The organism is Paenibacillus sp. FSL H3-0469 (assembly GCF_038051945.1).
Classification (GTDB): Bacteria; Bacillota; Bacilli; order Paenibacillales; family Paenibacillaceae; genus Paenibacillus_AQ.
In genome coordinates this window covers 5,689,496-5,711,820 of the sequence record NZ_CP150302.1, presented here as the reverse complement: position 1 = coordinate 5,711,820, position 22,325 = coordinate 5,689,496, and the positions used below count along the sequence as shown (strand labels likewise).

At 54.1% G+C, this 22,325-nt stretch carries 18 protein-coding genes; 1 reads left to right on the top strand and 17 read right to left on the bottom strand.

What is annotated here, in order from left to right; translation table 11 throughout:
* Positions 1 to 833 precede the first annotated feature (833 nt).
* From NSS83_RS25015 to NSS83_RS24935, 17 genes are all read right to left on the bottom strand, one after another.
* Positions 834 to 2,174, bottom strand: coding sequence for a UDP-glucose/GDP-mannose dehydrogenase family protein (locus NSS83_RS25015; protein ID WP_341187099.1), 1,341 nt, complete (start codon positions 2,172 to 2,174; stop codon positions 834 to 836).
* Between the two features lie 4 nt (positions 2,175 to 2,178).
* On the bottom strand, positions 2,179 to 3,279 hold the full coding sequence (locus NSS83_RS25010; RefSeq protein WP_036693619.1) for a glycosyltransferase: 1,101 nt from the start codon (positions 3,277 to 3,279) through the stop codon (positions 2,179 to 2,181).
* Between the two features lie 101 nt (positions 3,280 to 3,380).
* Positions 3,381 to 4,520: a glycosyltransferase family 4 protein gene (locus tag NSS83_RS25005; RefSeq protein WP_341187098.1), complete on the bottom strand. Its 1,140-nt coding sequence runs from the start codon at positions 4,518 to 4,520 to the stop codon at positions 3,381 to 3,383.
* The gene (locus tag NSS83_RS25000) at positions 4,517 to 5,707 is read right to left on the bottom strand and encodes a glycosyltransferase family 4 protein (RefSeq protein ID WP_341187097.1); all 1,191 of its coding nucleotides are present in this window, start codon (positions 5,705 to 5,707) and stop codon (positions 4,517 to 4,519) included. The genes NSS83_RS25005 and NSS83_RS25000 overlap by 4 nt, the downstream gene beginning before the upstream one ends.
* On the bottom strand, positions 5,694 to 6,548 hold the full coding sequence (locus NSS83_RS24995) for a glycosyltransferase family 2 protein (RefSeq protein ID WP_036693614.1): 855 nt from the start codon (positions 6,546 to 6,548) through the stop codon (positions 5,694 to 5,696). The genes NSS83_RS25000 and NSS83_RS24995 overlap by 14 nt, the downstream gene beginning before the upstream one ends.
* Positions 6,549 to 6,838: 290 nt before the next feature.
* Positions 6,839 to 8,218, bottom strand: a complete 1,380-nt coding sequence (locus tag NSS83_RS24990; protein ID WP_076157063.1) for an oligosaccharide flippase family protein — start codon at positions 8,216 to 8,218, stop codon at positions 6,839 to 6,841.
* Positions 8,184 to 9,614, bottom strand: coding sequence for an O-antigen ligase family protein (locus NSS83_RS24985; RefSeq protein ID WP_341188067.1), 1,431 nt, complete (start codon positions 9,612 to 9,614; stop codon positions 8,184 to 8,186). Before NSS83_RS24985 ends, NSS83_RS24990 begins: the two co-directional genes overlap by 35 nt.
* A 98-nt stretch (positions 9,615 to 9,712) precedes the next feature.
* Positions 9,713 to 10,486 (bottom strand): WecB/TagA/CpsF family glycosyltransferase, encoded by a 774-nt coding sequence (locus NSS83_RS24980; protein ID WP_341187096.1) that lies wholly within the window; start codon positions 10,484 to 10,486, stop codon positions 9,713 to 9,715.
* The gene (locus tag NSS83_RS24975; RefSeq protein ID WP_341187095.1) at positions 10,483 to 11,829 is read right to left on the bottom strand and encodes an O-antigen ligase family protein; all 1,347 of its coding nucleotides are present in this window, start codon (positions 11,827 to 11,829) and stop codon (positions 10,483 to 10,485) included. The genes NSS83_RS24980 and NSS83_RS24975 overlap by 4 nt, the downstream gene beginning before the upstream one ends.
* A gap of 14 nt (positions 11,830 to 11,843) precedes the next feature.
* Positions 11,844 to 12,779: a glycosyltransferase gene (locus NSS83_RS24970; protein ID WP_341187094.1), complete on the bottom strand. Its 936-nt coding sequence runs from the start codon at positions 12,777 to 12,779 to the stop codon at positions 11,844 to 11,846.
* Between the two features lie 24 nt (positions 12,780 to 12,803).
* A complete protein-coding gene (locus NSS83_RS24965; protein ID WP_341141726.1) occupies positions 12,804 to 13,496 on the bottom strand; it encodes a sugar transferase in 693 nt (230 codons plus the stop codon).
* A 78-nt stretch (positions 13,497 to 13,574) separates the two neighbouring features.
* Positions 13,575 to 14,465: a UTP--glucose-1-phosphate uridylyltransferase GalU gene (gene galU, locus NSS83_RS24960; RefSeq protein WP_341187093.1), complete on the bottom strand. Its 891-nt coding sequence runs from the start codon at positions 14,463 to 14,465 to the stop codon at positions 13,575 to 13,577.
* A 46-nt stretch (positions 14,466 to 14,511) separates the two neighbouring features.
* Positions 14,512 to 15,153 (bottom strand): CpsD/CapB family tyrosine-protein kinase, encoded by a 642-nt coding sequence (locus NSS83_RS24955; protein WP_036693602.1) that lies wholly within the window; start codon positions 15,151 to 15,153, stop codon positions 14,512 to 14,514.
* Complete coding sequence (locus NSS83_RS24950; RefSeq protein WP_341346747.1) at positions 15,137 to 15,877, bottom strand: Wzz/FepE/Etk N-terminal domain-containing protein; 741 nt, start codon at positions 15,875 to 15,877, stop codon at positions 15,137 to 15,139. The genes NSS83_RS24955 and NSS83_RS24950 overlap by 17 nt, the downstream gene beginning before the upstream one ends.
* Positions 15,878 to 16,446: 569 nt before the next feature.
* Positions 16,447 to 17,082 (bottom strand): response regulator transcription factor, encoded by a 636-nt coding sequence (locus NSS83_RS24945; protein ID WP_036693598.1) that lies wholly within the window; start codon positions 17,080 to 17,082, stop codon positions 16,447 to 16,449.
* A gap of 23 nt (positions 17,083 to 17,105) precedes the next feature.
* The gene (locus NSS83_RS24940; protein ID WP_341346746.1) at positions 17,106 to 18,551 is read right to left on the bottom strand and encodes an ATP-binding protein; all 1,446 of its coding nucleotides are present in this window, start codon (positions 18,549 to 18,551) and stop codon (positions 17,106 to 17,108) included.
* 899 nt (positions 18,552 to 19,450) lie between these two features.
* A complete protein-coding gene (locus NSS83_RS24935) occupies positions 19,451 to 20,305 on the bottom strand; it encodes a helix-turn-helix domain-containing protein (RefSeq protein ID WP_341187091.1) in 855 nt (284 codons plus the stop codon).
* An 84-nt stretch (positions 20,306 to 20,389) separates the two neighbouring features.
* Between NSS83_RS24935 and NSS83_RS24930 the strand changes: the two genes are divergently transcribed.
* A complete protein-coding gene (locus tag NSS83_RS24930; RefSeq protein WP_341187090.1) occupies positions 20,390 to 22,321 on the top strand; it encodes a family 20 glycosylhydrolase in 1,932 nt (643 codons plus the stop codon).
* Positions 22,322 to 22,325 lie beyond the last annotated feature (4 nt).

The window sequence follows — 22,325 nt, the reverse complement described above, 5'->3', positions numbered from 1 at the left end:
TTTCTTATTTCGGCTGTGTGTTAAAATCCCGCCTGTTATGAGGGTCGCTGCAAGGAATTTTGGGCTTACGGCCGCTGTTGTCTCCAGATGTTGTTGATTATATTGCTTGCAGCAGATAACATCCGGAGACAAAGGCGGACGCTAACGCTCCTACAGCTCCAAAATTCCTCTCCACTCCATTTCATAACCGGCTTTACTTTTTATATCCGCTTCGCCCGCAGGCGAAGCTCCCGGCTAAAGATCCGGGTATTGCCGCTTGTTGTAGCGGCAAGGGGGCCGGGCTGCCGCTATATTGTTCCAGCGGCGAAAGATTCAAAGGCTCAGAGGCTCAAAGACTCTTAAGTGCCGCTTGTTCCAAGGCGTCACCGCTGAGTTAGCGGCTGGAAAGAACAAGAGTATAGGACAAGAGAATCCAAGACAATGGAATTCAAGACCGGAATTCAAGACTCTTGTGCCAAGGGCTCGCCGCATAAGTTTGCGGCGGCAGAAGCTGGTTAGTTTAAGTACAGGCACTTGTGCTCTTCATTTGCTCATTTAGCCAACATTCGAGAAATCAGGGGCACTAATGCTCTTCATTTCACCATGCAGCCCACTTCCGGCGCATTAAAGGGGATTTATACCTCTCTTTTCAACGCACAGCCCACTTCCGGCGCATTAAAGGGGATTTATCCCTCTCTTTTCAACGCGCAGCCCACTTCCGGCGCATTCAAGGGGATTTATCCCTCTCTTTTCACCGCGCAGCCCACTTTCGGCGCATTCAAGGGGATTTATACCTCTTATTTCACCGCGCAGACCACCCCCGGCGTGGCGCGTTCAGCAAGGCTGAGCCGGCCTTACACCGCGCCAGCCACGCTGGCGGAGAATCCGCTAAGCCCGCCCATCTGCGGGCGGCCGACAGAGATGTACTCGAGGCCGGTGCCTTCGATTTGCTCTTTGCTATAGACGTTGCGGCCGTCGATCAGCACCTGGCGGCGCATGGTTCCGGCGAGCTGGTGCAGGTTGATCTCCTTGAACTGGCTCCAGTCGGTCAGCAGGCAGACAGCATCGCTGCCCTCGGCAGCCTCTTCCGCCAGTCCGCACCAGCGGAGCTGCGGGTGATCGTATTCCTTGCGGAAGTTATCGGCCGCAATCGGATCATACAGCTTCACGATGGCGCCTTCGGCTACCAGCGCCTCAACAATCTCACGGGCCGGGGCCTCGCGGACATCATCGGTATTGGGCTTGAAGGCAAGCCCCCAGATGCCGATGACCGCGCCGCGCAGGCTGCCAAGCGATTCATGCAGCTTGGAGATAATCATGAAGCGCTGGCCTTTATTGACTTCAACGACGGATTTGAGCAGCTTGAACTCATAATCCACGTTACCGGCAATCTGGATCAACGCATTGGTGTCCTTCGGGAAGCAGGAGCCGCCATAACCGATACCGGCCTGCAGGAAGGTCGAACCGATTCTCTGGTCCATCCCCATGCCGCCTGCGACTTCGGTGACATCTGCTCCTACCTTTTCGCAAATGTTGGCAATCTCATTAATGAAGGAGATCTTTGTCGCCAGAAAAGCATTCGAGGCATATTTGATCATCTCGGCGCTGCGGATATCCGTGACGAATACATTCTCTGTGAAGCCCTGATGAAGCTCGCGCATCGTTGGCTCAAGGGCCGGATTATCCAGTCCGATGACGATCCGGTCGGGATGAAGCGTGTCGCGGATGGCAGAGCCTTCACGGAGGAATTCAGGCGCAGAGACGATATCGAAGGGATGATTCGTGAGGGAGGAGATCAGCTGGCGGATACGCTCATTAGTGCCAACAGGGACGGTCGACTTGGTCATAATAATCTTGTAGCCTTCCATCGCCTGTGCAATCTCAGCAGCCGCTCCTTCAATATATCTCAGGTCGGCTTCGCCGCCCGGCAAGGAAGGTGTACCCACGGCAAGAATGACGATATCGGAGCGGCGGACCGACTCCTGAAGATCGGACGAGAAGCTCAGCCGGCCCTCGCGCAGATTCATTTCGATCAGGGCCTCAATGCCCGGCTCATAGATGGGAGATTCCATCCGGTTCAGCTTATTGATTTTCTCCTCATCCTTATCCACACAGATGACATGATTTCCATTTAGGGTAAAGCATACGCCTGATACAAGTCCTACATAGCCGGTACCAATCACTGCGAGTTTCATACTTTCATCCTCCTTTTAGGAAATTGACGTAGGCCTGTTCTACATACTGCTTGAACTGAACCATAAACGCCTGCTCATCGAATTTGCGTGCATGGCCCATAATCTGGTCGATATCCCACGCATAGGACTCCACCTCATCAATGGCCTTAAGCAAATCATCAACTTCCTGGTGCTGGAAAAACACGCCGTTAACGTATGGAATAATCGTGTCCAGCGCTCCCCCGGCCTGATAGGCAATGACCGGTCTTCCAGCAGCATTCGCCTCCAGCGGCGTGATGCCGAAATCCTCTTCCCCGGGAAAAACAAACGCCCGGCACTGGGACATCAGCCCTGTGACTTCCTCATCCTCCAGCCGGCCCAGAAACGATACATTCCCTTTGGCCATGCCTTCCAGACGCTTACGGTCCGGTCCGTCCCCGACAATATACAGCTTAAGCCCGTTACGGTTGAACGCCTCCACCGCCAGATCAATCCGCTTGTAGGAGACCAGCCGCGAGACAATCAGATAATAATCTCCAATGCTCGGGGAGCTGGTGAAGCGGGCCGTATTGATCGGCGGGAAAATCACATCGGAATCGCGGTGGTAATAATTCTGAATCCGCGTCTTCACGACGGAGGAGTTGGCGACGAACTGGTTCACATTTTTGGAGGTGCGCTGGTCCCAGTTCTTGAGCCGCTGCATATACACCTTGAGCAGTCTTTTGAATAAACCTGAATTCGATTGCCGCTCCATGTACGTGTCATAGTCCCAGGCGAAACGCATCGGCGTATGACAGTAGCACAGGTGGAAGGTGGATTCGGGCACCTGGATGCTTTTCATAAAAGCACTGCTGGAGCTAAGAACGATATCATACCCGCTGAAGTCCAAATCGCGGACAGCCATGGGGTAGAGCGGGAGCACCCCTTTGAAGTTACGCTTCACTCCCGGAATCTTCTGCAGCCAGGAGGCCCGGATATCGGCATCTTTGAGGTTATCGGTCAGGCGGCTTCCGTTAAAAACCGTTGTGAAGATCGGAGCTTCCGGATACATGTGATGAAAAACCTCCACCACCCGTTCCGCCCCGCCCATCTGGATTAAATAATCGTGCGCGATCGCAATTTTCATGTGAATCATCCTCAAAGTTTTATGGAGCAGCATCATTAAGCAGTACACGCATGGCTAGAGACAGATATGATGCAAGCCTTAAGCATTATGGAGCGGGAAGGTCAGGTAACTGCCAGCAGACCTTTGTAGTAAGCGACAATATCCTTGACCGTGTTCTCGATGACAAAATGCTCTTTCACCCGTCTCATTCCATTGTCCGCCATCCGTCTACGCTCTTCGGGATGGTTCAGCATCCAGGTGATGGAGTCTGCAAGTACAGTAGCATCTCCGGGCTGGATCAGCAGTCCTGTCTCACCAGGAACTACGATCTCTACCGGTCCGCCTTCATTGGAGGCAATCACCGGAAGTCCGGCCGCCATGCCTTCGACGATGACCTGGCCGAACGGCTCAGGAGTGATCGACGTATGAATCAATAAATCCGCTTGGTTCATGAGTCCTTGTATATCATCCACATGACCCAGCAGGCTGACATTGGTGATGTCATCTTGCTGCATCTGCTTGATTAATTCCTGTTTGTATTCTTCCTCCCCGAACAGGGCGTCACCGGCCAGCCAGAATTTCACGCGGCTGTCCTGCTTGAAGGCCTTGGCCGCTTCCAGCACAATATGCTGGCCTTTCCAGTGGGCGAGCCGCCCGACCAGCAGGACGTTGAAGTCCTTCCGCTCCCGCCGGCCGATTCCTTCGCCGATGGCCTTGGCGAAGGCCGAGTAGACGACCAGCGTCTTCTTCGAGCGCGGCAGCTCCAGGGCATTCAGCGTGGAGTGGGAATTGGCAATGACCCCGTTCGGCAGCAGGCGTGACAGCAGCCGGATCGCCTTGGCGACAACCGGCTTCAGATAAGGCGCCCCGATGTGGTCCCGGATGTGCCAGATCAGCGGCACACCTGCTTTTTTGGCGGCGACGGCTCCGTAAAAGGCCGATTTCAGGGAATTGGTATGCACACAATCCACCTTCTCCTCCTTCAGCAGCGGAGCCAGCTTGCGTCCGTAAGCCAGCAGCTTCATCGCAGCCGCCGGAGCCCCGAGGTTCACGGTATTGCGGCCGCGGCTGCGGATGCTCTCATCCAGCGGGATAATGCGGACATCGATGCCCTTCTCCCGCAGACGTTCCGCCAGCGTGCCTTCCTCCGCCAGGATCACCAGCGGCTCAATCTGCTCACCGATGTTGGTGAGGATGTTGAACAGGGCGACCTCGCCCCCGCTCCATTTGGCGGTGTGGTCGATATAAGCGACTTTGATCATCCTACGCTCACACCCTTTCCCAAGGTTTCGAGGAATACAGACTCAATCCTGTCGCCCACATGCTGCCAGGTATACTTCTCCAGCACATGATTCCGGCATTCGTCCCGGCCCGGCAGCAGCTTTCGGTTGCTCAACATATGAATCATGCCTTCCGCCATATCCTCGCTGGCTGCACTCTTGAACAGCAGCTCTGGCCGGAAGCCCTGGAGGATCTCCTTGTTGCCGCCGACCGGCGTAGCCATCACCGGCAGCCCCGAGGCCAAAGCCTCAACGGTGATCAGGCCGAAGCCTTCCAGCGCCTGGGAAGGAACAACGAACATATCCGCTGCCTGATAATAGGAGGCCAGCTCATGATCGGGAATGTAGCCGAGCAGGCGGACCTTGTTGCCCAGCCCATAATCAGCGATCCGCTCTTCCAGCTCCCCGCGCAGCGGGCCCTTGCCCCCGATCAGCAGAATCGCGTTCGGGAACCGCTCCGCCACCTGCTTCCAGGCTTCCAGCAGCTGCAGCAGCCCCATCCGGTTCATCAGTCTGCGGACCGTCAGGACCGTGGTTGCGCCTTCCGGCAGATTCAGCGTCCGGCGGACCGCCAGCCGGTTCGGGGCGGGGGTGAACCGCTCGACATTCGCCGCTCCCGGAATGACCGTAATCTTGTGCAGCGGTACACCGTGCAGTTCGTGCAGCAGGTTACGGAAGTAATCGCTGAGGACGATGAATTTGTCGGCCAGCTTGTAAGCCTTATGTTCTATCGATTTGGCAATCGTTGTTTTGACCTTATGCTTGATGCCTTGACCTTCGATCTTCATCTCTTCGTTCCAGGGGCCGTGGAAGGTCATCACCACCGGAATTCCGCGTTTCTTCGCTTCAATCGCCGGCCCGATGCCGTAAGGCGCGAAGTGGGTGTAGAGGATATCAATCCGCCCGCTGCCATCCCCCATCAGGGAGGCCGCCTTGCGCTGGAAGGCATCCTTGCGCTTCCAGATCGTCTCCTTCGGATCACCGGCATTGTGGATGATCAGTTCCTGCGGCGTCTCCGGCGTTTCTTGGCTGCAAATCAGGGCATGCACCCGGTTCCGTGAAGAGAGCTGTTCACACACGGATTTGAAATAGGTGTTCAGTCCTCCGGGCTGTAACGAGGGCCAGCTGAGGCCGGTCGTCATAATGTTGAGTCCGTCATTGTACGACATAGCTTCTCTCCCCCTTGTTCTCCTTCTCGGCCTGGCCTGCTTCGTTGTGCCGGGCCAGCCTGCCTGCGCTGTGCAATTCGTAATGCTTGAAGCCGACCATGAATTCATACATCACCCAGAAGACGGATACTGCGAAGCCCGAGATGCCTTTCTTGAACAGGCCATGCAGGAAATACTTCTGCAGGAACCGTGCCGGCGGACGCAGCAGCAGGTGGCTCAGCTTGAACGGCTTGCCGCTGGCGAACGCGCTCTCTGCTTCCAGATCGGTGTATTTGTTGAACCGGGCGACATGGTCGTTGATGCTGCGGAAGCCTTGATGCCACAGCGTTCCGTTCAGCTTCACCGTCCGCTCCTCGGACACCTCGGGCATCTCATGCACCAGAGAGTTGCGGATACCGTATTCCTTGCGGTTATACAGCCGCACCAGGTACTCGCCTTTATCCAGCCATTTGCCGAGGAAATCGCCAATCCGGTACAGCGAGAACGCCACCGTAGCATCGGTCAGTCCCGGCTTGCGCTCCAGGATATCCCGGGCCAGCTCCTCGCTGACCACTTCGTCGGTATCAATCAGGAAGACCCAATCATGGATGGCACGTTCCACTCCGAATTCCCTTTGCTTCGCATATCCGGGCCATGGGTTGACATACACCCGGCATCCCAGGCTCTCGGATAGCCCTACGGTCCCGTCTTTGCTTCCTCCGTCGATTACAACCACCTCATCGGCGAATAACCGGCAGGACTGAATCGCTTTGGATATCCGAACTTCATCGTCCTGGGCAATGATGACTGCCGAGATCGGGTAACTGCCCCGGCCGCCAAGCACGCTTGTTACTGAATCCATGATAGGTATCCTCCTTATATGGTCTGGTGTGTGTCGTCGCTGCGGGGAATGTTTGGGCTTCTGGCCGCTGTTGTTCTCTGATTTCCTTGATTGGACCGCTGTTAGCGGGTGAAATCAGAGAACAAAGGCGGATACTTCGTTCCTACAGCTCCAAACTTCCCCTCCGCTTCTCCAACACCATCCCATGGTTTTTTAAGCAGATAAGGGGCTCACCTCGTGTTCTCGGCTCGCTGAATCAAATACAAAACATTTGAGATTACTCAAAACGCTTGAATCGAACCCTTAACTGCCTACACATCCATAGGCTTCTTACGAATATACGAATTCATCGTCGTCTTCATCCACTGAAGGTCCTGGGCGTTAATGAGCAACCGCGGAAGCTTAACCTTCAGGTTGTACCTGATATTGAGAATAATGAACAGGAACCGCAGCACAGCTGATGAGAGCATAGCCACCCCGGCTCCGAACAATCCGAACTTCGGCACCAGCAGGAAGAGCAGCGGAATCACCAGGATCAGGCCGACCCCCTGCAGGATAGATACGAACTTCGGCTTGCCCAGCGCCATGAACACCTGAGCCAGAATCAGCGTCCCGCCGCTGATGGTTACTTCCAGCAGCAGCAGGCGGAACACGGTTAGCGCGGTGTTGAAATCCTTGCCGTAGAGCAGCGGGATGACAAAAGGCGCTACCAGCATCAGGAACACTGCTCCAAGCAGAGTACAGGTAGTACTGATCCGGAAAGCCTTGAAGGTAAGGGCAACCGCTTCATCCTTCGACATCTCGGAGGCCTTCGGGAACAGCACCACCGTGATCGAATTCGCGAAGAAATTCACCATACGCGACAGGCTTACCGCTACCGCATAGAGCCCCAGATCTGCCGGTCTCAGTAATCCGGCAATGATGATCTGGTCTATGTATACCGAGAATTGTCCGAGCAGATCGTTTCCGTAGGAGCCCAGACCATAGGTGAACAATCTTTTGAAATTAAGATAGGAATCCCGGAGCTTGACCTTGTAGGTCCGCAGCAGCAGGATGGTCATCCAGATGAACAGCGGAACCGACGGAACCAGATAAGCCAGTGCAGTTGTATAAGGATTCATATAACCGGTCAGGATCAGAATTCCGATGGCTCCCAGTGTCAGCAGCGGCACCAGGTACCGCATCCAGTTGAAGGTCTTGTAATCCCCTCTGAACTGGAAGGCCGCGTTGTTGATCTGCGACACCACAATCAGCGGGCAGAGAATCATCGACCACTGGGCGAAGACCACTACCTCATGACTGAACGACCCGAGCCAATAAGGCAGCACCAGTATTCCGACTGTCATCGCAATGGTTCCGAACGTCAGTCCGATCAGCAGGGCGATCCGGTACAGTACCCCGGCTTCCTGCGGATTCTTCTTGGCGTTGTAGATCAGCGCCGAGGGAATGCCGAAGCTCATGCTGAAGGCCAGGAACTGCGACCAGTTCACCATCGCTGTCTGCTCCCCCCGGCCTGACGGGCCGAGATAACGGGCGGTCAGTACGCCGGTCAGCATATTGACCAGCAGGATCAGCACGCTGACGAACATCGTTTTGACAGCAGCCGAGCTATTGTCCTTACTCTTCGTGAACCTCCGGAAGGTGGACCATACCCGGTTAGCGGGTAGTGATTTGGCGCTTGACTGCTGCATGCGGTAGTCCCTTCTTTCTGCTTTGAGTGAGCTCCTTGGCGCTGAGGCCAAGTCCGATCAGCATCCAGATCAGATACCCCTTAAGACCGGGAAAGCCGTTATCCGATATCAGGCTGGCTACAGCTCCCATCCACGCCGCCAGCGCCAGTCTGGCGTAAGGCTGAAGTTCATTCCTGCGGGTGACTCTGGCGCCGATCTCCTTGATGACCGCACCGAGTGCCCCGAAGAAGAACAATGCGCCCAGTACGCCGAAGGTCAGCAGCAGCGCGATGAAGCCGTTATCCATATTGCCGTATTCCCCCAGCTCTCCGCCGTTGCCAAGCTTGGTGCCCTGGCCTACACTGCCTATCCCCTGCCCTACCGGATTGCCTGCCACCATCGGCAGCATGTTGGTCCAGAGGCTGAGGCGTTCATTGTAGGAATGATCCTCCTGCACCGAGGTGAGGGTCTCCATCCGGGCCACCAGCCCCTCTGCTCCAGGGAGCTTCGGCACGATCCAGAACAGCGCGGCTGCCACGAAGGCGAGCTGCAGTAACGTCTTCCATTTACCCTTGGAGGGAGAGGAAGCGATGTAGACCAGCAGCATCACCAGCAGGACCAGCCAGGCGGACCGGACGAGCGTAGTCAGCAGGCAGACCACTACGAGCAGAACACCGAGCCAGCGCAGGGTACCCTGCCATCTTTTCTCCAGAATCATCGGCACCAGAGCGAAGACCAGGAAGGTTGCTGCCGGGCCCGGAGAGTTCAGGGTCGAGAAGACCCGGATCTCCAGCGGATAGGGAGTCCCGATGGACATCATATCGGCATTCCGCATCCAGAAGGCATCCCAGGGAGGAACGGTCAGATACTGCACGATCCCGTAGACCGCAACCAGCACGGCAATGTTGGCAAAAGCGTACAGCAGCCGGTCAATATCCTTCGGCTTAAACGGCGTGACCGCGAAGAAAGGAATCAGCAGCAGCGGTACGATGTAATTCGCCAGATCGTATACCGAGCCGATGCCGTTCTTCGCCAGACCGATCAATGTGCCGTAGGCCAGTGCGACGGAGAACAACAGTATAATCCGGGTGGAGGACTTGCGAATCCGGTGAATTTCCCGCAGCACCGGAATAGCTAAGGTCGCTCCGGTCAGCAGCGGGGCCAGACTGAGCAGGGAGACGGAGTGATACACGCCTTCGTACCAGTCCGCAATCCGCCGCAGCTCCGGGGCAACCGCCCAGATCAGCAGCGTGTACGGGATGAGCATCCGTGTATTCAGCAGGGCCAGCAGCAAGGCCGGAAAGAGGATACCTGCCAGAATGATGCCTTGCAGGCTATTCGACGCGCTCAGGTTCGCACTGGCGAAGCCGATCGCAAGCGGCAGGGCCAGCGCCGAGATACAGATCAAGGTCATCATTACAGCCGACTTCACGGCCTGTGCCGATGGAAGATTCAGACTATTCTCATCTCTGCTTAGCATCTTCATTCCCTGCCTCCCGTCTTTCGCCGCTTTCTTCAATCCGTACTGCTGTTCTTCACCTTACCCCGTTTGCGCATCTCCTTGAGCAGCAGCACCAGGAACTGGGCATCGTCGACAAGGTATCTTTTCCATAACCGGCCCGGCTCCTGGCTAAGCCTCCAGAGCCATTCCATACCGGTTCTCTGCATGAAATCCGGGGCCCGCTTCACCGAGCCTGACAGAAAGTCAAAGGTTGCGCCCACGCCAATCGAGACCGGCGCCTGATAAGAGGTATAGTGGCGATAGATCCACTTCTCCTGCTTTGGTGCGCCTACCCCTACGAATACAATGTCGGGCTGGCTCTCGGTCAGCATCTGGATAATCCGCTGATTCTCTTCTTCGTTGTGCTCAAAGCCGTAGGAAGGAGAGTAACAGCCCACTACATTGATGCCAGGGAAGGCGGCCTTCAGATTCTTCGTAGCCTGCTCCGCCACACCCTCGGCAGCACCGAGGAAGAACAACCGGTATTGCCTTTGCTCGAACGCATTGCCCAGGCGGCTGAACAGGTCAGCGCCGGACACCTTTTGCTTCAGCGGCTTACCGAGCATCTTGGACGCCCAGATCAGCGGCATCCCGTCCGCGACTACGGCACCTGCTTCGGAGTATACTTCCCGGAACTCTTTGTCCTTGCGCAGCTTGATCACATGATCGACATTGCAGGTCAGGATGTAGGACTGGTTCCTCTCCTGAATGGTTCTGTCGATATAATCCAGCAGGTCCATGAAATCATAGTTATCGAAATTGACATCGAACATGTTCACTTGGTTCATCGTATCACTTCTTTTTGTGGGGAATCGGCCAGCTGTGAAGATCGGTACAGGCAGTTCAGGTACCAACAGAACGGGATGATGAATTGGACCGTCGACAGCGTGTTATCCGTGAAAGAATAGATCAGAAATGCTGCAATAAAGAGCAAATAATAAGGTTTGACCGCCGGCAAAAGAACTCTGTATACCATAAGAAACACAGCGAGCAAGGACAGCAGCAGCAGGATGGCCCCAACGTATCCCCCATCGTAATAAAAGCGGATATATTCGTTATGCGGAACCACGAACCCTCCGTAGAGCGTTCCGTCATTCGCCACCGTCACTGCCCCAAGCCCCCGTCCCGCAAGCGGCGAATCCGCCGCCTTGTTCAGGAAGTACTCCCAGGCCTCCGCCCGCCCCGACAGGTCAATTCCCGTCTCGGTCGTCCGTTCGAAGGAGCGCTTCTTGAGGTTGTCGAGCTGCATATATACCGCCGCGGTGATGACCAGCAGCGAGCACAGCAGCGGGATCAGGTACTTCTTCTTGCCCTTCAGAAAAGCGCGGGAGATGTCATAGAAGTAATAGAGCACCATCAGCACCAGGGCAAGAATCGGCCCGCGCGTGCCTGTAATCACCAAAATGAAGAAATTCAGCCCCAGCATGATGTAATTGAACCGGATATGCTGCGTGCTGCGCTTGATCTCGATGAACGCGATCGCTACTCCCATGAAGGCCAGCATCGCCAGGTGAGGCGGAATGTTGGCCCCCTGCACCCGAACCGCACCTGTGAACTCCACGGCTACCAGTGAATGTATATTCGCAGCTTGCAGCACCACGCCTATCAGCATGCTGACCAGCGGCAGCAAGGTAATGATCCGGATCTGCTTCTCGGCAACCTCCTTCTTCCAGTTGATCAGCAGAAGTACGAAGGGCAGAGACAGTCCGATGAAGGCTTTGACCGCAATCGATGTGCTCATCTCCGGCAGCCAGATGGAGAAGCTGAAGGTGAGCAGAATCAGGGCCAGCATCGCCCATAAGGGAGGGCTAAGCTTGAACCTGAGGCCATTGACCAGGATACACGGCACCAGCAGCATCAGAATAACCAGCTTATAGAGCGACAGGATCTCAATACCGAACATACTCCCGCTGTACAAGAAGTTAATCGAGACCGCCGTGGTCAGCAGAACGAAATAGCTGATCAGCTCGGGGCGTGACAGGGAGGCAACCAGCAGCAGAATGAAGAATACGGCTGCTACTGCGATGACCGGCTGGAAGATGACGGCTGTTCCGAGGAACAGTGCAGTTACGAGATAGAGCATTCCGTATGGCAGACTATTGATTTTGGTGCCCCACTCAAAATTGGTCATCGCGCGTCCTCCCCTCACCCCGCTGCGGATTCCCTCTTCCGGTTAAGAATCATATGGAGAGTTCCGCGAATACTCTCCAGCCGGCATTTATTCAGCAGCTTCCTTCCCTTACTGCGGGATAGAATGGAATCTGCCAGGATGTAGATCACTTTGGCGCCTGTCTTGCCCAGGAGCAGCAGATGCCCTTTCATTCCTTCACTCTTCATAGCGTTCGATATCCCTTGGCTGTAATACCGCTTCATGATCCAGTCCTCCGTCAGCCGGTTCGCCGGAACGAAATGATCGACGGCCATCTCAGGATGATAGAGAATCGAATGCCCTTCCTGCTGCAGCTGGCTGAACAGCCAGGTCTCTTCACCCGATAGCAGCGAATCGCCCTTGCGGCCCAGCTCCAGAGGGAACAGGCTGATATCGAACACCGGCTTGCGCATCGCCATATTGGCACCGCAAGGGTGAAGCCGCTTCGGATACTCCTTGATCCGGTTCCCCAGATCGACAATCGTATACGGAAGCTCGAACGGCTTGATCAGCCAATCCGGACGCTTGCTCTCGAAGATCGGAGCAATCTTGCCGCCCATCGCCATCACCTCCGGCTTATCCGCAAAGGTGTTCACAATGGTTGTAATCCAGGTCCGGCAAGGGATCGCATCATCATCCAGGAAGGCGATGAGCTGCGATTTGGAAGCCAGAATTCCTGTGTTCCGGGCTGCAGACAGCCCTTGAACCGGCTCCAGCAGATAACGGATATCCATATCGGCACCATAGTTCTCGATGAACCCCTTAATGGCGGCCGCCGTATCATCCGTGGACTGGTTATCCACGACGATGATTTCGGCCTGGTGCAAATTCTCCAGCGGCAGCAGCGAATGAAGAGTCTTGACCAGCAGCGCCGACCGGTTATAGGTGCATATGATAATGGAAATCTCAGGTACAGTTCCGTGTACGAACATCGGCATCACCTAATTTCCATATTTTTAATAAGCATTCTTGGAACCGAGCAGCATCAGGCCCGTCTTGACGATAATCTTCAGATCGAGCATTGTGCTGCGCATGTGGATATACGTGAGATCCAGCTGAACCATCTCGTCGAAGCCGACGCTGTTTCTGGCATTCACCTGCCAGTAGCCGGTGCAGCCGGGGGTTACCATCAGCCGCTGCTTGTCGTATTCCGTATACTGCTCCACCTCTTCAACGAGCGGAGGACGGGGACCCACCAGACTCATATGCCCCATCAGCACGTTCCAGAGCTGCGGCAGTTCATCAATACTGGTCTTGCGCAGGAATCTTCCAATCCGGGTAATGCGGGGATCATTCTTGATCTTGAACATCGCGCCGCTTACTTCGTTATAGGCCATGAGACTCTCCTTCAGCTCCTCGGCATTAGAGACCATGGATCTGAACTTGTACATGGGGAACAGCTTCTCGTCCTTGCCGACCCGCATTTGGCGGAAGAACACCTTGCCCTTCGGATCTTCCAGCTTAATCAGGACAGCCACCACTGCGAAGAGCGGGAGCAGGAACAGCAGCCCCAGGGCAGAGAACAAGATGTCGATGATCCGCTTCATGACCAGATAGGATTCCATTCCCTTGCTTTCTTCACCCGAATGCAGCATGTAAAGTTTCGGCAGGACGGCCTCATAGTCTTCCGGCAGTTTTTGCATGCTCATCTCTCCTCATTTCTCGTAAAGGTTTATGCAGCCTTACTTCTTAACTCCGGCTTATCTCGCTCGCTTTCGGGAACCGTCTCAGCTGCTGAGGGTGGTCTGTCCCGCTTTATTCAGCCATTCCGCCATAGCATCCATGACCTGATAACGCAGGTCCTCACTCTCCAGTGCAAATTCCAGGGTGGTCAAAATATAACCGAGCCGTTCGCCGACATCATATCTGGTACCGTCGAAGTTATAAGCGTAGACACGTTCGCTCTGGTTCAGCTTCTGAATGGCATCTGTCAGCTGAATCTCGCCGCCTGCTCCCTTTTCCTGAAGATCAAGATACTTGAAGATCTTAGGGGTAAATACATAGCGGCCCATGATCGCCAGATTGGAAGGCGCCGTGCCGAGTGCCGGCTTCTCCACGAAGTTGTTCACCCGGTAGAGCTTCCCGTCCTGCAGATCCGGCTCAATAATCCCGTAGCGGTTCGTGAATTCATCCGGGATCACCTGTACCCCGATTACCGAGTTTTGAGTCTCCTCATACTGGTCGATCAGCTGCTTCAGGCAAGGGACCTGTCCGGTTACAATATCATCGCCGAGCATAACGCCGAACGGCTCATCGCCGATGAACCGTCTGGCACACCATACGGCGTGGCCGAGACCCTTGGGTTCCTTTTGCCGGATGTAGTGAATTTCCACCTTGGAGGACCGCTGCACCTCTTTGAGCAGTTCCAGCTTACCGTCCTCCAGCAGCCGGGATTCAAGCTCAAAGGCGTTGTCGAAATGATCCTCGATCGCCCGCTTTCCCTTACCGGTTACAATGATGATGTCTTCAATCCCGGAGGCAATGGCCTCCTCCACGATATACTGGATCGTCGGTTTGTTGATAATAGGCAGCATTTCCTTGGGCATTGCCTTGGTTGCCGGAAGGAAACGTGTGCCTAACCCGGCCGCCGGGATAATTACCTTTTTTACCTTTTTCATCACACATACCTCCCAATAGTTTCGTTCACATTGCCGCTTCAGTGTTCTACTTGGTCTGGTTCATTGCTATTCCGAGAATCCTTACACCTGTCTGTTCCATGAGACCCTTCAGCTTGCGGAGAGCTTCGCGCTTCGTCCGGCCGTGTCTGGCGACAATAACCACCCCATCCGAGAGCGGGGCCAGAATCCGTGCATCGCTGTAATCGACCGCCTGCGGGGAATCCAGCAGAATCAGATCGAAGCTTGCTTTCAGCTCTGTAAGCAGCCCGGTCATTCTTTCGCTGCCGAGCAGATCCGGCGGACTGACCGTACTCACTCCGGCAGGGATGACCGCCAGATTCGCCAAGCTGCCGTATACCAGAACGTCCTTGGCTTCCTCGTAGCCGCTTAAGTAAGCTGCCAGCCCCTGGCTGCCTTCCACATCGAAGACGCTATGCAGGCCGGGCTTCCGCAGGTTACAATCCACCACTGCCACTTTCTTGCCATCCTGTACGAAGGATACGGCCAGATTGGAGAGAATGGTGGTCTTGCCTTCGCCGCCCTCTGCTGAAGTGAAGAGCAGCACCTGACCGCCTGGTCCCTTCAGCAAGCCGAGCTGGCGGATATACGTGCGCAGCGAGCGGAAGGATTCGGACACATGCGATGACGGGTTCATATCCGCGATTAGACTTCTATTCAGCCGTAACATATTTGCCCTCCCCTACTCTTGCCTTATCTTTATCCGTGGTGCCGAAATCGCGTTTGCGGATGGCCGGAATACTGGCAATGACCGGAAGGCCAAGCTCGAATTCCGCTTCCTTCTCGTTTCTCAGCGTACCGTTCAGCGTCTCCATCAGCAGGATAATCCCGACCGCTGCCATCAGTGACACCACGAAGCTAATCAGAATATTCATGGTCACCCCGCCGTTAACCGGCAGAGGCTGGGCTGCAGGATCAGCCGGGGTCAGGAAAGTTACATTATCCAGGTTCATCAGTGCCGGCAGGCTGCGGATGAAGGTCTGCGAAACCGCGTTTACAATCGTAGCTGCGGTGCCGTAATCCTTATCCTCCACGGTCAGATTAATCACCTGGCTTTTCTCCGAGGATTTGATCTGCAGCTTGGCAGCCAGCTGGCTCGCCGTCAGACCGAACTCAGGATGCTCCGCGATCACACTCTTCATAATAGTTGGCGACTTCATGATTTCCTTATAGCTCTCGATGAGGTTAAGACTGAAGTTCAGTGCGTTGAGATTATTGCTCTCGGGGACATTCACAACGTTGTTGACCAGTAGCTGTCCAGAGGCGGAGTAGACGGGTGCAACGAAGTTTTTACTGACGTAGAAGGTGGTGGCGCAGGAGATCAGTACAAATACCATGATTAACCATAATTTTTTCTTTATCAGGTTAATGTAATCCAAAATCGTCTTTTCCACAGTAACCCTCCTTCCGCTTGTGTTCGTTTTGAAAGCAATCATGAAAGTTTCAGATGTCTTGCTTTTATTCTATCAATGCGCAGGATTTATCACATGCCCCCTAGCATCACTTTACACTTCACTTTCGAGTGACTGCGTTTGGTCCGCCAGAGGGGGTGGATGGTATACTTTAGTACCATATCCATGAAAAATGCTAACACCTCCGGTGAGCCTTGCCTCCTTCAGGTGTTTACTTGCCCAAACACAATAATCACCCAGCCGGGTAAAGTCTGCTGGTACGCCTTCGTGTCCGCATTCCGCGCTAGCACAATGTATGCTGTTTTTCGCATACATTCAGGCCGTGGGCCTGCTTGCGAGTCCAATGTATGCTGTTTTTCATATACATTGGGCCGTGTGCCCGCTTGCGAGTCCAATGTATGCTGTTTTTCGCATACATTCGGGCCGTGGGCCTGCTGGCGAGTATAATGTATGCTGTTTTTCGCATACATTCGGCCTGTATTTCCCGGAACGCAAAAAAACACGGACAGTATTGTCCGTGCTCCGTCCCCGATCATTCACAGGGATGATTATTAATCGTATGACATCTCGTATTTGGTAAGCCCGACCGCATTGGCGTATAGGGCCGCCTGCGTCCGGTCCGCCACCTGCAGCTTCGCCAGAATCTGGCTGACATGCTTCTTGACGGTGAATTCGCTGATGAACAGGCGTGAAGCAATCTCACGGTTGCAGGCCCCCTGGCCCAGCTCGATCAGAACTTCCTTCTCTTTGGGTGTAAGCTCATCGGTCGGACTGCTGCCGCTCATGCGCATCTTATCTTCCATCAGCCCGGGATCATAATACTTCCTGCCCTTGTGAACCAGTTGAATGGCGAACAGCAATTCCTCGGGCAGAGCTTCCTTCAGTACATAACCGTCTACCAGCACTTCCTCCGCCTTCAGGAAATCTTCCCGGCTGGCTGAGGACGTAAGCAGGATGAACTTGCATGAGAACCCGCGTACACGTGCTTCCTTGATAATATCCAGGCCCGATTCATCGGCAAGCTTCAGATCAATCAGCACAAGATCAGGCTGTATCTCCTCAATAACGAGAAGAGCTTCTTGGCCATTCGTTGCTTCGCCGGCAAACTGCAGATTGGACTGCATCGATATCACAGATGCCAATCCTCTTCTCACCAAAGGGTGATCATCAACAATGACGATTTTCACTTGAACGACCTCCTGCCTAAAGTTTATGCATTTTTCAGTTCAGCCACACCGACAGGTATAGAGATTAAAATTCTGGTTCCAGCGTTCTCACTGCTGGTTAACTGGAAATCGCCTCCAAGGGACTGTGCCAGATATTGCATATTCTTCATTCCCAGTCCGCCTGAGTGATCCTCGGATTCAGCCAAGATCAGATCGGCCTCGAAGCCGACACCATCGTCGACAATTGATAGTCTAATCCATTTCGGCTTAAGCGACAGTTCTACATCCACCCGGCTGGCAGCACCATGTCGTATGGCGTTGCCGGTAGCTTCGGAGATAATCCGGAAGAGTGCCTTGTGGTAAGGATAAGGGAGACTGAAATCATCCCCCGTTATTTTCAGTTCAATCTCAACATCGTTAAGCCGGGAGAGGCTTTTCAGATGCGAGCGCACCATCCCAAGCCAGCTTGGGCCGCCGCTCTTCTTGGAGCTGAGGCTGTAGATGGTAATCCGCAGCTCCTTGGCCACCTTGGTGGCTGAATCATGGATAAGCTCAATCTGCTCCTCCAGCTCCCTATCAGACATCTTACGCCAGGTCTGCTTCAGGGAATGGGTCGCGTAGACGATTCCGAAAAGACTCTGGGAGACACTGTCGTGCATCTCATCGGCTATCCGGTTCTGCTCGTTCGTGATGATCAGCCGGTTCTCGATCACGCCCAGCTCGTGGCGCTCCAGAATAATCGCACTCAGCTCCGACAGGAACATCAGCTGCTGGATGTACCATCTGCGGCCCTCCAGCCCTTCCGACGCTTCCAGCTTCACTCCGATCATACCGACGAACCGTGTGCTCATTCTTACCGGCATCAGCAGAAAGTCGCCGATTCCCGGCATACTCTTGAATACCGGTTCACGCTGCAGCCTCCATTCATGCTCATGCTTCTCCAGCTCCATGAACAGAAAGCGCTCCTCCTCATGCTGCCATCCTGTCTGGCGGCTCTGCGGAGCAGGCTCCCCGCTCTTTTTGGCGAACCAGAACAGGGCCTTCTCCAGCTTGGTAAGCTTGACCACATAGTCGGTAATGACTTGGCCAATATTCATGAAGTCATGCTGGCTCGATGTTTCCACGATGTGATAAAGCGATTTGATATGCTCCATGGTATCGTTGGTCCGCGCGTTCGCTTCCTCCCGCTGCCGCTTTATCCCCTTAACCATCTGCATAACTATAACCGCGAGAGCCAGGGCTAGAAACAGGTTACCATTGGCAAGCATAATTTCAGCAATCGTAGGACCGGGAGAACCGGATTCCATATAGCCCGATACCGCCACCATGGCAATATAACCCAGGATCAGGCTCCAGGTAAAATATAAAGAGAGCGCACCCGCCGCAAACAGCACCGGATTCAGTACATATAGCTTAAAAGGACTATCGTATCCTCCAGTAAATAACATCAACACCGCAATGAGTGCCGTCTCCATACTGATCATTAGCATGAGAGGACGGGCTTTTGCATGGAACCTCCGGTAATAGTACGGGAAAAGTTGGGCAAATAAGAATAGCACAATGATTAGTAGGGATTTGTATATTACGGAAGGTCCCGCAGGAACCATGAGGTACATAAACGATGTGAGGGACAAAGAAAAGATTCTAAAAAAGGCGATAGTGCGATCTTCTACTGTTAATTTAATGTTCATCCCACCACCCTATTCTCCAGTTTGTGGAAAATTCGAGTTTATTCTAAGCTATGTTTAAAAGCATCATACATGAGAAAAATCACAATAACAAGTTTCGATTTCTAATGATAGCGTTTACTTTGAAAATAAAATGGGTATAATTATTCTTTTTTCATAAAAAATTAACCATCTATATCCAGCTTCTCAAATGATAGCGTATGCAAAATTATCCAGCTCCGCTCCGGGCATGACAAAGAGCCTCTCCCTCCCAGGGACAGGCTCTTTAAAAGACAGGGTCTCTTCAGTTATCCGGTGAATTCATCCGGCACAGTCTATTCAGTCGCCGCCGGAACAGCTTGCTCCAGCTTGGCTTTATTGCATATACAAATTTGATAGCGCTGTTCGCCAACGATATGATACCCGGTGGACAAAATACGCAAGGTATGACTAGGTCCTACCACTTTATGGAGACTGCGGCAACTGATGCAGTAATACTCTCTCAATAGTCTCATCTCCGGCATAGTCTAGAAGTACTATTCTAGAACTGCTAATATTATCTAGAGCATAGCACTGTTTTTTTCTGCATGTCAACAAAAATCTGCAAAATACGACATTATTCCAAGCTCATTTTGAGGAAATAAGTAGAAAAATGTCGTTTTTTTATAAAATATAAGAATTTATATGTTTCAAACGATAACTTAATCTTCTGTTTCCACTTGTCATACATGATTCCGGCAGGTCTGCGGAGAGAGGCCCATATATTTTTTGAATAGCCTTGAAAAATAAAAGCTATCCCTATAATGAAGCATTCCCGCTATCTCCTGCACCTGCAGGGAGGTATTTAGCAGCAAATGCTTGGCCTCGGCCATCTTCAGCCGGTGGATATATTCATGCAGGGGGTACCCGCTGCTCCGCCGCACGGTGCGCCGGAGTGTAGACATGGAGAGATGCAGGTCTTCGGCTATGCGCGGCAGATCCGGCTTTTCATAGATACAGGCATTTAGCGCCTCCCGGATCAGCGGCATCGCTTCCTGCTGCCACGGGCGGCGGCTGCCCTGGAGCTGCAGCGAGCATTCCAGCAGCATCTCCTCCAGCAGCAGCGCAGCCCGGTCCGCATCACCGGGGACATCCCCGGTCATATACGCCAGAACCTTTTCAAAAGACGCTTCCAGCCCTTCGGCCTTATCCCCCCGGGTTACCTCTCCACCCGCAATCATTCCGGCTTCCAGCCATTCAGTGACACGGCTTCCGCTGAAATTAATATAGTATTCATCCCAATACCCGCCTGGCGGCGGTCCGAAGCTGTAGTTATAACCGGGTCTGAAAAAAAACAGGCTTCCCTCATGGACCTGCTGCTCTGGTCCTCCGTTCTCCGTATAAGTTCCGCCTCCTGCGACTATATATACAAGGGCCCAGTGTTCAAAGGTGACCCCCGAACGAAACAGCGTTCTTCCCGGCAGATGGCCGGCTTGCCCGACACGAATCGACTTCAGGCGCAGCCTGGCGGCCTCCACCTTCGGATCAATAATTCTTACTGGATACGGACTGATCATATAATCCATGAGCTTGAGCATACACTGCATTCCTCCATGTGTTCAGGAGTGATATGTTGATAATGAAGATGATCATATTCTACATGAATAAGAGGTGTCCACGCTATGTCTGATGTTGTTCACTTACAGCTTTTTCCCCGGCCGCAAAAGATCACGGTATCCGCAGGACAGTTCCACCTTCCTTCCCGGGGCAGCATTGTGCTGGCCGGTGAGGACCCGGTATCCGCCCTTCCCGCAGCGCGCAGGCTTCAACAGACCGCTTCCGAGGTGGTCCGTCTCCATCTGCCTCTGTCCATAGGCCAGCGGTCTGCCACAGTTCCGGCTTGCACTTTCCGCCATAACTCACTGCTTGCAGAAGGAGCCTACGAGCTGCACATTAACGAAAAAGGACTCATTGCCGCTTACGGTTCTCCGCAAGGCGCTTATTATGCAGCGGCGACGCTGAAGCAGCTCCTGCAGCAGTGCGGCCGGACACTGCCTTATCTGCATATCTGCGATCAGCCGGATTTCGCAGCCAGAGGACTGATGCTTGATATCAGCCGCAACAAAATCCCCACGCTGGATACCCTCTACCGGATCATTGATCTCATGGCGGATCTCAAGCTGAATCAGCTGCAGCTATATATAGAAGGAGCTCCTTTTGCTTATGAGTCCTTCCCGCAGGTGTGGGAGCTGGAAACTCCGCTCACCGGCGATGAAATTCTGCTGCTGGATGCCTATTGCCGCGAGCGGTACATTGAGCTGGTGCCTAATCAAAATAGCTTCGGCCATATGGAGGGCTGGCTGACCCGGCCGGAGTTCAACCACCTGGCAGAGATTCCCGCGGGCTTCATGCTCCCGGATCAGATGTATGATAGCGATTTATACCCGGAAGGATTGTTCATGCATCCCGGCACCTTCCATACGGAGGACCCTGAGGTACTGCAGCTTCTGGGCACGATGTACGACGACCTCCTTCCCTATTTCAGCTCGGAGATGTTCAACGTCGGCTGCGATGAGACCTATGAACTGGGACTTGGCGCAAGTCAGGCGCTGGCCGAGTCTTCCGGCAAAGGTGAGCTATACCTCTCCTTCCTGCAGAAGATTCACGGACTGGTCAAGCAGCGCGGCAAAACCATGCAATTCTGGGGCGATATCATCATCCAGCATCCCGAGCTGATCCCCCGGCTGCCGAAGGATATCATCGCCATGGAGTGGGGGTACAGCGCGGCCCATCCGTTTGAAGCGGATACCCGCAAATTCAAGGAAGCAGGCATCCCGTTCTATGTCTGCCCTGGAACCAGCTCCTGGAACTCACTCACCGGGCGAACGGACAACATGCTCGCCAATCTGCGCAGTGCTGCGGTACATGGCAAGAGAAGCGGTGCTATCGGCTACCTGATTACCGACTGGGGCGATTTCGGCCACTGGCAGCAGCTGCCGGTCAGCTATGCCGGATTTGCTTACGGGGCAGCGCTGGCCTGGAATGTAGAGGGGAATCTGGAGGCGGATGTGGCACATTATCTGAACACGGCAGTCTTCCAAGACCGCTCTGGAACCATCGGGCAACTGCTGCTTGATCTGGGCAACTACTATAAGCTGGAGTCGGGCACAGTCCGCCCGAATGATACGGAGATGTCCATGCTGCTGCGCAGCCATCTGGAGCATGTGCAGCTGGCTACGAAGCTGACTGTAGAGCAGCTTGACAGGCTTGAGCAGTACATCCTCGGCCTTGAAGCCCGGCTTGAGCAGCCGGTTCTGGAATGCAGCGATGCCGGATTGGTCATAGAAGAGCTACAGAGCGGCATTCACTTCGTGAAGCATGCCGTGCAGCTCACCCGCCTCAAGCAGCAGCTCGCCGCAGCCGATTCGCAGCCCCAGGCAGCACTCGTTGAGGCGCTGATCCATGACCTGGATCTGCTGCTGCACCAGTACCGCCAGCTATGGACCCGGCGCAACCGGCCGGGCGGCCTGGAGCGCAGTGTCTCGAAGCTGGTGCGTCTGCGCGGGGAATATGCAGCACTAGCCGCCAAGCTGAGCGGGGCGGCTGTGGAGTAAAGCT

Bases quoted from the DNA above. Each gene is read 5' to 3' on its own strand.
- NSS83_RS25015 (WP_341187099.1), bottom strand. From the start codon at position 2,174: ATGAAACTCGCAGTGATTGGTACCGGCTATGTAGGACTTGTATCAGGC.
- NSS83_RS24930 (WP_341187090.1), top strand. From the start codon at position 20,390: ATGTCTGATGTTGTTCACTTACAGCTTTTTCCCCGGCCGCAAAAGATC.
- NSS83_RS24955 (WP_036693602.1), bottom strand. From the start codon at position 15,153: ATGTTACGGCTGAATAGAAGTCTAATCGCGGATATGAACCCGTCATCG.
- NSS83_RS25000 (WP_341187097.1), bottom strand. From the start codon at position 5,707: ATGTCGTACAATGACGGACTCAACATTATGACGACCGGCCTCAGCTGG.
- NSS83_RS24970 (WP_341187094.1), bottom strand. From the start codon at position 12,779: ATGTTCGTACACGGAACTGTACCTGAGATTTCCATTATCATATGCACC.
- NSS83_RS24935 (WP_341187091.1), bottom strand. From the start codon at position 20,305: ATGCTCAAGCTCATGGATTATATGATCAGTCCGTATCCAGTAAGAATT.
- NSS83_RS24980 (WP_341187096.1), bottom strand. From the start codon at position 10,486: ATGAACCAAGTGAACATGTTCGATGTCAATTTCGATAACTATGATTTC.
- NSS83_RS25005 (WP_341187098.1), bottom strand. From the start codon at position 4,520: ATGATCAAAGTCGCTTATATCGACCACACCGCCAAATGGAGCGGGGGC.
- NSS83_RS24940 (WP_341346746.1), bottom strand. From the start codon at position 18,551: ATGCTAATGATCAGTATGGAGACGGCACTCATTGCGGTGTTGATGTTA.
- NSS83_RS24975 (WP_341187095.1), bottom strand. From the start codon at position 11,829: ATGACCAATTTTGAGTGGGGCACCAAAATCAATAGTCTGCCATACGGA.
- NSS83_RS24995 (WP_036693614.1), bottom strand. From the start codon at position 6,548: ATGGATTCAGTAACAAGCGTGCTTGGCGGCCGGGGCAGTTACCCGATC.
- galU (WP_341187093.1), bottom strand. From the start codon at position 14,465: ATGAAAAAGGTAAAAAAGGTAATTATCCCGGCGGCCGGGTTAGGCACA.
- NSS83_RS25010 (WP_036693619.1), bottom strand. From the start codon at position 3,279: ATGAAAATTGCGATCGCGCACGATTATTTAATCCAGATGGGCGGGGCG.
- NSS83_RS24965 (WP_341141726.1), bottom strand. From the start codon at position 13,496: ATGAGCATGCAAAAACTGCCGGAAGACTATGAGGCCGTCCTGCCGAAA.
- NSS83_RS24990 (WP_076157063.1), bottom strand. From the start codon at position 8,218: ATGCAGCAGTCAAGCGCCAAATCACTACCCGCTAACCGGGTATGGTCC.
- NSS83_RS24985 (WP_341188067.1), bottom strand. From the start codon at position 9,614: ATGATGACCTTGATCTGTATCTCGGCGCTGGCCCTGCCGCTTGCGATC.